Origin of the sequence: Pseudomonas sp. NFACC42-2 (assembly GCF_900116055.1) — a bacterium.
Classification (GTDB): Bacteria; Pseudomonadota; Gammaproteobacteria; order Pseudomonadales; family Pseudomonadaceae; genus Aquipseudomonas; species Aquipseudomonas marginalis.
Genome location: NZ_FOZO01000003.1, coordinates 191,999 through 204,337 on the forward strand (window position 1 = coordinate 191,999; position 12,339 = coordinate 204,337).

Sequence of the window (12,339 nt, forward strand, 5' to 3'; positions counted from 1 at the left end):
GCCACAAAGGTACGGAGCTGTTAGCGTTGCGGCCACCAATGGCTTTGCGGAACACGGTACTGATGCACTTTGGACGATGGCTGCACCTGCTGTACCTGAGCGTTTTACTGGGCGGCTGCGCGAGTGTTTCGCAGCCTTCCACGCCTTCAACCCTGGATCACCTGCTGGCCGATCCTGTCCTCAACGGCGCCACGGTTTCCGTCATGGTGCGCGACGCCCGCAGTGGCAGCACCCTCTATCAACACAACCCGCGCGCACGTCTGATCCCTGCGTCCAACCTCAAGTTGCTCACCACCGCTGCGGCGATGGATGTGCTGGGGCCGCAATACCGTTTTTCCACCCAGCTGTTGAGCAACGGCACCCAGCAAGGCGAGCGCCTGGCCGGCAACCTGTACCTGCGTGGCCTCGGCGACCCGACCACGCAATTCGCCGATTACCAGGCATTGGCCGCCCAGTTGGCCAGCCAGGGCGTGCGCCAGGTGCAAGGCGACCTGGTGTTCGACGACACCTGGTTCGACGCCGAGCGCCTGGGCGTGGATTGGGCGCAAGACGATGAAAGCACCTACTACGGCGCGCAGATTTCGGCATTGACGGTGTCGCCCAATGCGGATTTTGACGCGGGCACCTTGCTTGTCACCGCGAAGGCTCCCGTCGCGCTCGGCCAGCCAGTAAGCGTGATGCTGAGCCCGTCCACCGACTACGTGCAACTGAGCAACCGTGCCGTCAGCGGCCCCGGCAACAGCTACGCCATCACCCGCCAGCACGGCACCAACCTGCTGCAACTCAGCGGCGCGCTCGCACCGGGCAAGCAAAGTCGGCAGTGGGTGAGTGTTTGGGAGCCGACGCAACTGGTGGCCAATCTGTTTGAGCAGGCCTTGGCGCAGCAGGGCATCCAGGTGCTGGGCCGGCGCGTGATCGGTGGCACCAGCCCCACGACGGCGACGGTGTTGGCGGAGCATCAATCGGCGCCGTTGCAGGACTTGATCACACCGTTGCTCAAGCTCTCGAACAACAACATGTCCGAAGCCCTGCTCAAGGCCATGGGCCGCAAAACGGCCAATGCGGGCACTGCGGCAGCGGGCGTGGCGGCGGTGGCGGCGTTCATGCAGCGCCAGGGCCTGGACCCGGCGACGCTCAGCCAGGTAGATGGCTCAGGTTTGTCGCGACGCAACCTGGTGTCGGCGCAAAATCTCACGGATCTGCTGCTGGCCGCTTCAAAACAACCCTGGTTCGACGCCTGGTACAACGCCTTGCCGATTGCCGGCAATGCCGACCGTATGACCGGCGGCAGCCTGCGCTATCGCCTGCGCGGGACGGCTGCCCAAAACAACCTGCACGCCAAGACCGGCTCCATGGCCGGCGTATCATCGTTGAGCGGCTATATCACCGATGCAGAGGGACGGCGCCTGGTATTTTCGATGATCAGCAATAACTACGTCAGCGACGCAGCCCCTGTCCGCGCCCTCGAGAATCGCGTGGCGCTGGCCCTGGCCCAGTGGCACGACTAGTTCAGGGCTGGTAACCCATCCGCCAACTCACGGCCCGGGTCGCCGCCAGCAAGCGCTGCGCCGCCGGGCCATCTTCGTCGGCGTGGAACAGCGAGGTGGGGCCGACCACGGTCATCACCGCCGCCACGTGCCCGACCGCGTTGAACACCGGCGCCGACAGCGCATCCACCCCTGGCATCAGCAGGCCATGCACAAAGTGCAGGCCGCGCCGGCGGATCTGTTCACAGGCCGTGGCGTAGGCCTGGTCGTCGGCGAGGGCATGGGCGGTGCCGGCCTGGATTTCACGCTCACGCAACTCGACGGTTTCCCGCGACGGCAGGAAGGCACTGAACACCAGCCCGGTGGATGAACTGAGCAGCGGTAACACCGACCCCAATTGCGTCACCACCGTCACGGCGCGCACGGCCGGTTCGATCTGCACCACTGTCGCGCCCTGGTTGCCCCATACCGCCAGGAAGCAGGTTTCATTCAACTCGTCGCGCAGCTCCGCCAGGGGCATCGCGCCGACTTTCAGAACGTCCATGCTGCCCAGCGCGGCCAGGCCCACGCGCAGCGCCTCGCGCCCCAGGCCGTAATGGTTAGTGGCGGCATTCTGCTCGGCAAAACCCGAGGCGATCAACGCCTGTAAATAACGATGCACCTTGCTTGCCGGCATCTGCACATGATCGGCCAGCCGCGACAACGACGTGGAGGGCGACAGTTCGGCCAAGGCCTTGAGGATATCGGTGCCCACTTCGGCCGAGCGGACTTTCTGTTTACCGGTGTCGCGGGGCTTTTCCATGGAGGGGCGAGAATCCGAGAGATGAATGGGCGTCTTTATAGCTTGACGGTCGATAGTGATCAAATTACGTTATGCGTAACTGGATTACGATAAAAACAACTTCCGTCTTGAGGATGATCCATGAACCTCGAATACCTGTCGGGCTTCGGCAATGAATTCGCCAGCGAAGCCCTGCCCGGCGCCTTGCCGGTCGGGCAGAACTCCCCGCAAAGAGCGCCCTACGGGCTGTATACCGAGCTGTTTTCCGGCACCGCCTTCACCATGGTGCGCAGCGAAGCCCGCCGCACCTGGCTGTACCGCATCCAGCCATCGGCCAATCACCCCGCGTTTGTCAAGCTGGAGCGGCAGTTGGCCGGCGGCCCGTTGGGCGCGGTGACGCCCAATCGCCTGCGCTGGAACCCGTGGGATATTCCGACTGAGCCGACGGACTTTATCGACGGCCTGGTCGGCATGGTGGCCAACGCCGGGTCGGAAAAACCCTCGGGCATCAGCATCTATAACTACTGCGCTAATCGCTCCATGGACCGTGTGTTCTTCAATGCCGACGGCGAACTGTTGATCGTGCCCGAGCAGGGCCGCCTGCGCATCGCCACCGAACTGGGGGTGCTGGACGTCGAGCCGCTGGACATTGTGGTGTTGCCCCGTGGCCTCAAATTTCGTGTCGAGCTGCTGGATGCGCAAGCGCGCGGTTACGTCGCCGAAAACCATGGCGCGCCTCTGCGACTGCCGGACCTGGGGCCTATCGGCAGCAACGGCCTGGCCAATCCGCGTGACTTCCTCACGCCGGTGGCCCACTACGAAGACCTCAGGCAACCGACCACGTTGGTGCAGAAATTCCTCGGTGAACTGTGGGCATGTGAGCTGGACCATTCACCGCTGAATGTGGTGGCCTGGCACGGCAACAACGTGCCGTACAAATACGACCTGCGCCGCTTCAACACCCTTGGCACCGTGAGTTTCGATCATCCCGATCCGTCGATCTTCACCGTATTGACCTCGCCCACCAGCGTGCACGGCCTGGCCAACCTCGACTTCGTGATCTTCCCGCCGCGCTGGATGGTGGCCGAGAATACCTTCCGTCCGCCGTGGTTCCACCGCAACCTGATGAACGAATACATGGGCCTGATCCAGGGCGCCTACGATGCCAAGGCCGAAGGTTTCCTGCCCGGCGGCGCCTCGCTGCACAGTTGCATGAGCGCCCACGGCCCGGACGGTGAGACCTGCACCAAGGCCATCAACGTGGACCTGGCGCCGCACAAGATCGATAACACCATGGCCTTCATGTTCGAGACCAGCCAAGTGCTGCGTCCCACTCAGTTCGCCCTGGAGTGCCCGCAACTGCAACCTTCCTACGACGCGTGCTGGGCCTCGTTGCCCGTCACCTTCAACCCGAACCGGAGATAACCCATGACGCAGCCAACCCCTACCCGCAGTTGGGTAGCCTCCGCCAATGGTCACCGCGATTTCCCCCTGCAAAACCTGCCGCTGGGCGTGTTCAGCATTAATGGCTCTGCCCCGCGCAGTGGCGTGGCGATTGGCGATTCCATCCTTGATCTGCATGCCGCTTTGGATGAGTTTGAAGGCGAAGCCCGCCGTGCCGTTGAAGCCACTGCCGGCGGCCAGTTGAACGCCTTCTTCGAATTGGGCCGTGGTCCGCGTGTGGCCTTGCGCGAGCGCCTGCTGGAACTGTTGGCGGAGGGCAGCAAACTGCAGACCCGTGAAGCGCAGGTGCTGCACCGCGCCGCCGATTGCCAGATGCACCTGCCGGCGAAGATCAACGACTACACCGACTTCTACGTCGGCATCGAGCACGCGCAGAACGTCGGTAAACTGTTCCGCCCGGATAACCCGCTGCTGCCGAACTACAAGTATGTGCCGATCGGTTATCACGGCCGCGCCTCGACCATTCGCCCCTCGGGTGCCGACGTCCGTCGTCCCAAAGGCCAGACCTTGCCGGCTGGCCAGACCGAACCGAGCTTCGGCCCCTGCGCACGCCTGGACTATGAGCTGGAGTTGGGCATCTGGATTGGCCAGGGCAACGCCATCGGCGACTCGATTGCCATCGGCGATGCAGCCGAGCATATCGCCGGTTTCTGCCTGCTCAATGACTGGTCGGCGCGGGACATCCAGGCCTGGGAATACCAGCCGCTGGGCCCGTTCCTGTCGAAGAGCTTCATCACCAGTATTTCACCGTGGGTGGTCACGGCCGAAGCCCTGGAACCGTTCCGCAAAGCCCAGCCGGCGCGGCCCGAAGGCGATCCGCAGCCACTGCCGTACCTGCTGGATAACCGCGATCAGGCGGCCGGCGCGCTCGATATTGAGCTGGAGGTACTCATCACCACCGCTTCGATGCGCGAGCAAAACCTGCCGGCTCATCGCCTCGCCCTGAGCAACAGCCTGCATATGTACTGGACCGTCGCGCAGTTGGTGGCGCACCACAGCGTCAACGGTTGCCAACTGCAGGCCGGTGACCTGTTTGGTTCGGGCACCTTGTCCGGCCCTGAAGCCGGGCAGTTCGGCAGTCTGCTGGAGATGACCGAAGGCGGCAAGAAGGTCATCGAACTGCCTTGCGGCGAAGTGCGCAGGTTCCTTGAAGACGGCGACGAAATCATCCTGCGCGCCCGTTGCAGTCGTGAAGGCTTCGCCTCCATCGGCTTCGGCGAATGCCGTGGCACCGTGGTCGCGGCGCGCTAGGAGGGCAGGGCGATGGAACTCTATACCTACTACCGCTCTACGGCGTCCTATCGGGTGCGCATCGCCCTTGCGCTCAAGGGCCTGGATTTCACTGCGGTGCCCGTCAACCTGCTGGTGCCGGCGGGTGGCGCCAATCGCCAGCCGGAGTACCTGGCCATCAACCCCCAAGGTCGTGTGCCGGCCTTGCGCACCGATGACGGCGAGCTGCTGATTCAGTCCGCGGCGATCATTGAATACCTGGACGAACGTTATCCACAGGTGCCGCTGCTTTCCAAGGACATGGCCGCCCGTGCCCATGAACGCGCAGTGGCGTCGATCATCGGCTGCGATATTCACCCGTTGCACAACTCCAGCACCCAGAACCTGTTGCGTCAGTGGGGACATGACGAGGCGCAGGTGCTGGAGTGGATCGGGCATTGGATCAGCCAGGGGCTGGGGGCGGTGGAACAGTTGATTGGCGATAAGGGCTATTGCTTCGGCGAGCAGCCGGGGATGGCCGATGCCTTCCTGATTCCCCAACTGTATGCGGCGGAGCGCTTCAAGGTGCCGTTGGGGGCGTATTCACGCATCGGCAGGGTGGCGGCGTTGGCGGCGCAGCATCCGGCATTTATCCAGGCCCACCCTGCCAATCAACCCGACACTCCTGAGTGATCGTGCCCGCGCAGAGCGTGAGCACAATAATAAAAACAGGTACCTTGCGATGCACAATCAGATTGCCAGCTTTCGCGCGGCACTCGATGCCCGTCCGGTGTCGCGCTACCAGTGGTTGATTCTCCTGTTGCTGGCCTTGTTGCTGGTAACCGATGGCTACGATGCCCAGGTGCTGGGTTATGTGGTACCGGCGCTGGCGTCGGATTGGGGGCTGGAAAAGGCCGCGTTCGGCCCGGTATTCAGTGCCAACCTGCTGGGGCTCACGCTGGGCTCGCTGCTGGTGACTCCCCTGGCCGACCGCTTTGGCGTTCGCCGCATCCTGCTGGGCTGCGTGCTGATCTACGCCAGCCTCACGGTGTTGATGGTCTTCGCCAGCTCGCTGACCACGCTGATGGCGGCGCGCTTTATCTGCGGTATCGGCATGGGCGGCGCGATGCCCAGTGCCATGGCGTTGATGTCGGACTATTCCCCGCCACGCTTGCGCACCTTGATGGTGACGTTGGCGGCGTGCGGCTTTTCGTTCGGCGGCGCAGCCGGTGGGTTTGTGGCCGCAGGATTTATCGACGGCTTTGGCTGGCAGGCGGTGTTTCTTGCCGGCGGCGTGACGCCGTTGCTGCTGTTCCCTTTCCTGGTGTGGCTGCTGCCGGAATCCCTGCCGCGCCTGCTGCGCGATGCGCCGCCGTATGCACGCTTGCATAAGGTCACCGCGCGCATGTTGCCTGGGTGGCGTGCGCCGCTGGCGAGCGAGGACGAAAACCGCCGCGAGCAGGGCAGCCCATTGACGGTGGTGGAGCTGTTTCGCCATGGCTATGCACGCCCGACCGTGCTGATCTGGGCGACCTTCTTTGTCAGCCTGATCCTGCTGTATTTCATGATCAGCTGGTTGCCGTCACTGCTGCTGGAAAGTGGCCTGGCGTTGAGTGAAGCCAACCTGGTGACCTCGATGTTCCTGTTCGCCGGCACCTTGGGTGCCATCGGCATGGCCTGGTTTGCCGATCGATTGAAGCACAAGGTGCGGCTGTTGTCCGGCGTGCTGGCGGCAGCGGCGGTGTGTACCGTGCTGCTGGGGCTGAACCACGACAATCCGCGCTATCTGGTGGCCTGTGTGTTTGCCGCCGGGTTTTGCATCATCGGCGGGCAACTGACCCTTAATGCTTTCGCCAGCAATTTTTATCCGGCGCATGTACGCGCCACCGGTACGGGTTGGGCATTGGGTGTAGGGCGCTTCGGCTCGATCCTGGGCCCGTTGCTGGGCAGCATGCTGCTGGCGATGCATATTCCGGTGCAGCAGATTTTCTTCTTCTGCGCGATTCCGGCGGTGATCGCGGCGTTGTTGATCATTCAAGTGCGTTCGCCCGCGACTGACGCGCCGAAGAGCCCTTTGCATGGCGATATCCTCAAGGTGCCGGCCAATCACTGACGATATTGCATCTACATCGAGCAGGATCCCTGTGGTGAGCGGGCTCACCACAGGGAAATATGCGCTTGAGAGCAGTGGGTTCAATGCACCACGGAGTTGGGCGGCAAGTGTCCCAGCCGTTCAGTCAGGCGCAGGCGTTGGATTGGGTCTTCACTGAGCATCAACGCGTGTTCCAGGTCAAAGCGCTCGGCGTTGGGGCAGTCCAGGCGTTGATACAGGCTGGCCCGTGCGAGGTAATCGGCAGCGCTGGCATTGCCCAGTTCCAGCACGCGCTCGGCGTCGATCAGCGCGGCCAGGGGGTTGTCATTGGCCAGGTGCAACTGGCGCAGGTTGCGTGACAGCCGTTGCAGGATCGAACGGGGTTCGGCGGTGTGCAAGTGGTCGACCTGCAACTTGAGGTTGGGGCCATACTGGCGTTGCAGCAGCTCGCGGCAATCGTTGGGGTACAGGCGTCGCCCGCCGCAGGGGTCCAGCAGGTGATCGGCACCGGGCACCCGCAGCAGGAAGTGGCCGGGAAAGTTGACGCCGACCATGGGAATGCCCAGGCGTCGCGCCAGCTCCATGGCAATCAACCCCATGGCCAGGGGCTGCCCGCGTTTGCGTTGCAACACCTTGTCCAGCAGGGCGGCGGCGGGGCGCAGCGGGGTGAAGTCATCCTGGGCGAAGCCGAGGTCATTCATGCGTCGCAGCAAGGGCTGGCCCAGTTCGTCCGCTGGCTGCAGGGGCATGCCCTGGCTGACCTGTTGCTCGAGCAATTTCAGGTCCTGCATGATCAACGCCGGTTGCACCGCCGGGTCATGCTCGGCAGCCATCCACAGCGCGGCTTCAAACAGCGCGGGGGGCGAACGTTCCAGGCAGGCGAAAAAGGCTTGGCGGGGCTTCATTGCTTTCTCCGGCGGATGCCCCGTTTTAGCCTTGCTGGGAAATTTCGTCCAGTGTCTTGAGAGATATCCTACGTGCTTATGTCGCAGGGCCTGCAAAACCGAGCGGCTTATTCCAGCGCACTTCGGCAGTTTTCTGCCGCAAGCCTATACTTGGCGACACAAGAGTGATTCGGGAGCTCGACGATGTTTGCTCTCATGCACAGCACCCGCCTTGAATCGCTGCACCTGAGCATCGACCCGGTGACGGGGTTGAAGGCGGTCATAGCCATCCATAACAGCCGCCTGGGCCCAGCCTTGGGTGGTTGTCGCTACCTTGCCTACCCCGACGATGAAAGCGCCGTGGCGGACGCCGCGCGCCTGGCCCAAGGCATGAGCTACAAGGCCGCCCTGGCCGGGTTGCCGGTGGGGGGCGGGACGGCGGTGATCCTGCGCCCCGCCCATGTGGAAAACCGCGCGGCACTGTTTGAAGCCTTCGGTCGTTGCATCGAGCAACTCGACGGTCGCTACATCACCGCTACCGACAGCGGCACCTCGGTCGCCGACATGGACTGCATCGCCCAGCACACTCGCTTCGTTACCAGCACCACCGCCGCCGGCGACCCTTCGCCCCATGCCGCCATGGGCGTGTTCGCGGGTATCCGCACCACCGCCATGGCCCGCCTGGGCAGCGACAACCTCGAAGGCTTGCGCGTAGCCATCCAGGGCCTGGGCAACGTGGGCTTCGCCCTGGCCGAACAACTGCACGCCGCCGGCGCCGAACTGCTGGTCAGCGACATCGACCACGGCAAGGTGCAACTGGCCATGGAACAGCTCGGCGCGCACCCGATCGCTAACGACGCCTTGCTCAGCACCCCGTGCGACATCCTCGCACCCTGCGGCCTGGGCGCCGTGTTCAACCGCACCAGTGTCGGCCAACTGCGCTGCGCCGCCGTGGCAGGCTCCGCCAGCGCACAACTGACCAACCTGCAAGTAGCCGACCAACTCGAAGGGCGCGGCATCCTCTACGCCCCGGACTACGTGATCAACTCCGGCGGCCTGATCTACGTCGCCCTCAAGCACAGCGGTGCCGAACTGCCGACCATCACCGCGCACCTGTCCAACATCGGTACGCGCCTGACGGAAATCTTCGCCCACGCCCAGGCCGAAAAACGCTCCCCGGCACGGGTCGCGGACGAACTGGCCGAGCGCCTGCTCTACAAATAGGCCAGGCATTAAAAAGGCCCTGAATCATCGACTCAGGGCCTGTTCAATTCGGGCTTTATTCCGCCGGCGCGTTCAGCAACTCGGACAGCGCGTCCGGTTGACTCTTGAACGCCTTGGCAAACACATCGCGATTCTTCGCCATGTAGATCCCGGCTTCCTCCACCTGCTGCTCGCTCAGGGACGGCACGGCTTTTTGCAACACTTCTGCGAGCAACTCAGCGAGTTCAAGCATCTTGTCATGACGGTCAGCTTCGGCTTTATCCATGAACAAACGCTCCAGATCTCGGCTGCTGCGGTATACCACTTCGACGGCCATTCACCACCTCACATGCCTTCACGATAGTTGTCTTTTGCGACTACTGTATTTATATACAGCGAAAAGGGTAAGCCAAACCGTGGGGTTTGGGTAGCAGTTTTTTAATGTAGCCCGTAAATACAGGTCAGGCGTGCCTCATGTCACCCCGCCATCATCTTATACCCGCCTCTGGCCTTTTTTCTGCATGCAGAACAACCGTCACGTCCAACCCGCATTATCCGGTCGAACCGACCTAAGGAAGCACCATCGTGAAATTTAATTGGGCCGAAAAGCTGCGCCATCAAGTCCATGGGCTGGCCGAGTCCCTGGGTAACCTGTTTGTCGAGTCGTTCCATTACCTGGCGTTGTTCGCCATCGGTGCGGTGACCGCCTGGGCAGCGGTGATGGAATTCCTGGGGATGCTGGAGAACGGGCACATCAAGATCGATGACATCCTGCTGCTGTTCATCTACCTGGAATTGGGCGCGATGGTCGGGATTTACTTCAAGACCAACCACATGCCGGTGCGCTTCCTGATCTACGTGGCGATCACCGCGCTCACGCGGCTGTTGATCTCCAACGTGTCCCACCACAACCCGCCCGACCTCGGCATCATCTACCTGTGCGGCGGGATTCTGCTGTTGGCGTTTGCGATTCTGGTGGTGCGCTACGCGTCGTCGGCGTTCCCGTCGGTGAAGGTCGAAGGCCCGCGTCGCAAGGGCGAGGCGAGCCTGGAGACCGAGAAGGGCGAGCTTTAAAGCCCGACGCTGAAGGGCAGGGCGCGGGTCGGTGGCCGCTGCAGCAGTTTGTGGCTGTCGCCGTCCGTCATCACCGCCAGGATCTCCATGGCGCTGTGGCCCTGCTCGATGGCGATGCCGAATTGAATGCTTTGCACCAGGCGTTTGAGCCGTTGCGGGTCGTTGCGTTGTTCGGCGCTGATCATGCGTTTGGCCACTACGCCCGTCTCGTCCGAGAGGGTGAGCATGATGCTGCCGTCGAGCCGTTGGATGCTCAGGTTGACGCGGTATTTTGGGGTGAAGGTGTCGGTGATGATCTGAAAAGGATTGTCCATGGTGCGTTACCGCCTGATAAGAACATGCAGTCATTGACGACCGGCGTCGTGATTAGTTCGCGTTGCCTGACCACCGGCCACTCCGTCGCTGAGGTGGTACAAATTCCGTTTACCTCGTGGGCTGTACAGCAAAGGGCGTGCCGTACAGCGATCTGTCAAACAATGAGCTCCTTATGTGGGAGGGGGCTTGCTCCCGATAGCGGTGCATCAGTCAATGAATACTTGGCTGATGCACCGCTATCGGGAGCAAGCCCCCTCCCACATGGGTTCTATGTTGTTATTGAGATCGGTGATCCGTTTCAGGGCAACACGGAAAAAACGATCGCTGACAGCGCAATCAGCACTCCACCCAGCTGACCGCCAGGCCGCCCCGTGAAGTTTCTTTGTATTTGTCGTGCATGTCGGCGCCGGTATCGCGCATGGTGCGGATCACCCGGTCGAGGGAAATGAAATGCTTGCCGTCACCGCGCAGGGCCATTTGCGTGGCGTTGATGGCCTTGACCGCGGCGATGGCATTGCGCTCGATGCACGGCACCTGCACCAGGCCGCCGACCGGGTCGCAGGTCAGGCCGAGGTTGTGTTCCAGGCCGATTTCGGCGGCGTTTTCCAGTTGCTCCGGGGTGGCACCGAGGATGTCGGCCAAGCCGGCGGCGGCCATGGCGCAGGCTGAACCGACTTCGCCCTGGCAACCGACTTCGGCACCGGAGATCGAGGCGTTTTTCTTACACAGAATGCCGACGGCGGCGGCGGCCAGGAAGAAATTGACCACATCGTCGTCAGATGCGTCGGCATTGAACTTCATGTAGTAATGCAGCACCGCCGGGATGATCCCCGCTGCGCCATTGGTCGGCGCCGTGACCATGCGCCCACCGGCGGCATTTTCTTCGTTGACGGCGAGGGCGAACAGGTTGACCCATTCCATGGCCGACAAGGTCGAGGTGATCACATTGGGTTTGCCGATTTCCAACAGGCTGCGGTGCAATTTCGCTGCACGCCGTGGCACGTCCAGGCCACCGGGCAGGATGCCTTCATCGCGTAAGCCTTGTTCCACACATTCGCGCATCACCGACCAGATATGCAGCAGGCCGCTGCGGATCTGTTCTTCGCTGCGCCAGGCGCGTTCGTTGGCCATCATCAATTCCGAAACCCGCAGGCCGTGCTGGTTGCACAGGGCCAGCAGCTCGACGGCGCTGGAGAAGTCGTAGGGCAATTGCACATCGTTGGTCGGCGCGATGCCCGAAGCCGCTTCAGCGGCTTCGATGATGAAACCGCCACCCACCGAATAATAGGTCTGCTCGCTGAGCAGGCCGTTGTCGCCGTAGGCGTGCAGGGACATGGCGTTGGGGTGGTAGGGCAGGCTTTCGTCCAGCAGCAGGAGGTCGCTGTGCCAGTTGAAGGCAATTTCCTGTTGACCGGCCAGCAACAACCGTCCGGACTCGCGCAGCTGTTGGATTCGGGTGTTGATCGAAGTGGGATCGACCTGATCCGGCCATTCGCCCATCAAGCCCATGACGCAGGCGCGGTCGGTGGCGTGGCCGACACCGGTGGCGGACAGCGAACCATACAGGCGCACTTCGACCCGGCGCGTTTCATTCAGCAAGTGCTGGTCGTTCAAGGCCTGTGCGAAGGTCGCCGCCGCGCGCATGGGGCCGACGGTATGGGAGCTGGACGGGCCGATGCCCACTTTGAATAGATCGAAAACACTGATAGCCATGCTAAAGCCTTACAAGCAATGGAGTAGGAATCGCTGCCATGTTTTGTAGGACGAGCGCAATTGGCGCGATACTGAGCCTCTGGATCGGCACTGACCAACGAATTATCCTAAGACACC

Annotated in this window: 12 protein-coding genes; 7 read left to right on the top strand and 5 right to left on the bottom strand. The window is 62.5% G+C overall.

All coding sequences use genetic code 11. The annotated features are described in order from the left end of the window. The first annotated feature begins 62 nt into the window (after positions 1-62). Entirely contained in the window at positions 63-1,508 is a 1,446-nt protein-coding gene (gene dacB, locus BM416_RS08220; RefSeq protein WP_092488040.1) for a D-alanyl-D-alanine carboxypeptidase/D-alanyl-D-alanine endopeptidase, read from the top strand. Position 1,509: 1 nt separating this feature from the next. On the opposite strand, the gene BM416_RS08225 is transcribed toward dacB, so the two are convergent. Beyond that, positions 1,510-2,289: an IclR family transcriptional regulator gene (locus tag BM416_RS08225; RefSeq protein ID WP_092487209.1), complete on the bottom strand. Its 780-nt coding sequence runs from the start codon at positions 2,287-2,289 to the stop codon at positions 1,510-1,512. A 120-nt stretch (positions 2,290-2,409) separates the two neighbouring features. On the opposite strand from BM416_RS08225, the gene hmgA reads away from it, so the two are divergent. Genes hmgA through BM416_RS08245 form a run of 4 tightly spaced genes read left to right on the top strand, consistent with a single transcriptional unit; the run spans position 2,410 to position 7,054 of the window. Further along, positions 2,410-3,693: a homogentisate 1,2-dioxygenase gene (hmgA, locus tag BM416_RS08230; RefSeq protein WP_092487212.1), complete on the top strand. Its 1,284-nt coding sequence runs from the start codon at positions 2,410-2,412 to the stop codon at positions 3,691-3,693. A gap of 3 nt (positions 3,694-3,696) precedes the next feature. Further along, complete coding sequence (gene fahA / locus BM416_RS08235; RefSeq protein ID WP_092487215.1) at positions 3,697-4,983, top strand: fumarylacetoacetase; 1,287 nt, start codon at positions 3,697-3,699, stop codon at positions 4,981-4,983. A 12-nt stretch (positions 4,984-4,995) separates the two neighbouring features. After that, a complete protein-coding gene (maiA, locus tag BM416_RS08240) occupies positions 4,996-5,634 on the top strand; it encodes a maleylacetoacetate isomerase (protein WP_092487218.1) in 639 nt (212 codons plus the stop codon). A 49-nt stretch (positions 5,635-5,683) separates the two neighbouring features. Then, entirely contained in the window at positions 5,684-7,054 is a 1,371-nt protein-coding gene (locus BM416_RS08245; protein ID WP_092487221.1) for an MFS transporter, read from the top strand. 80 nt (positions 7,055-7,134) lie between these two features. Here BM416_RS08245 and BM416_RS08250 read toward each other — a convergent pair whose 3' ends face one another. Beyond that, positions 7,135-7,938 (bottom strand): SirB1 family protein, encoded by an 804-nt coding sequence (locus tag BM416_RS08250; RefSeq protein ID WP_092487224.1) that lies wholly within the window; start codon positions 7,936-7,938, stop codon positions 7,135-7,137. Positions 7,939-8,121: 183 nt separating this feature from the next. Here BM416_RS08250 and BM416_RS08255 point away from each other — a divergent pair, with 183 nt between their 5' ends. After that, positions 8,122-9,141 (top strand): Leu/Phe/Val dehydrogenase, encoded by a 1,020-nt coding sequence (locus tag BM416_RS08255; RefSeq protein WP_090409122.1) that lies wholly within the window; start codon positions 8,122-8,124, stop codon positions 9,139-9,141. 55 nt (positions 9,142-9,196) lie between these two features. Here BM416_RS08255 and BM416_RS08260 read toward each other — a convergent pair whose 3' ends face one another. Further along, positions 9,197-9,457 (bottom strand): YebG family protein, encoded by a 261-nt coding sequence (locus BM416_RS08260; protein WP_012722374.1) that lies wholly within the window; start codon positions 9,455-9,457, stop codon positions 9,197-9,199. A 248-nt stretch (positions 9,458-9,705) separates the two neighbouring features. On the opposite strand from BM416_RS08260, the gene BM416_RS08265 reads away from it, so the two are divergent. After that, on the top strand, positions 9,706-10,194 hold the full coding sequence (locus tag BM416_RS08265; protein ID WP_027604688.1) for a phosphate-starvation-inducible protein PsiE: 489 nt from the start codon (positions 9,706-9,708) through the stop codon (positions 10,192-10,194). Here the strand turns inward: BM416_RS08265 and BM416_RS08270 are convergent. Together BM416_RS08270 and BM416_RS08275 are read right to left on the bottom strand one after the other, a co-directional pair. Beyond that, a complete protein-coding gene (locus tag BM416_RS08270) occupies positions 10,191-10,508 on the bottom strand; it encodes a DUF3509 domain-containing protein (protein WP_065938619.1) in 318 nt (105 codons plus the stop codon). The genes BM416_RS08265 and BM416_RS08270 overlap by 4 nt on opposite strands. A 337-nt stretch (positions 10,509-10,845) precedes the next feature. After that, positions 10,846-12,222, bottom strand: coding sequence for an L-serine ammonia-lyase (locus BM416_RS08275; RefSeq protein ID WP_092487227.1), 1,377 nt, complete (start codon positions 12,220-12,222; stop codon positions 10,846-10,848). Positions 12,223-12,339 lie beyond the last annotated feature (117 nt).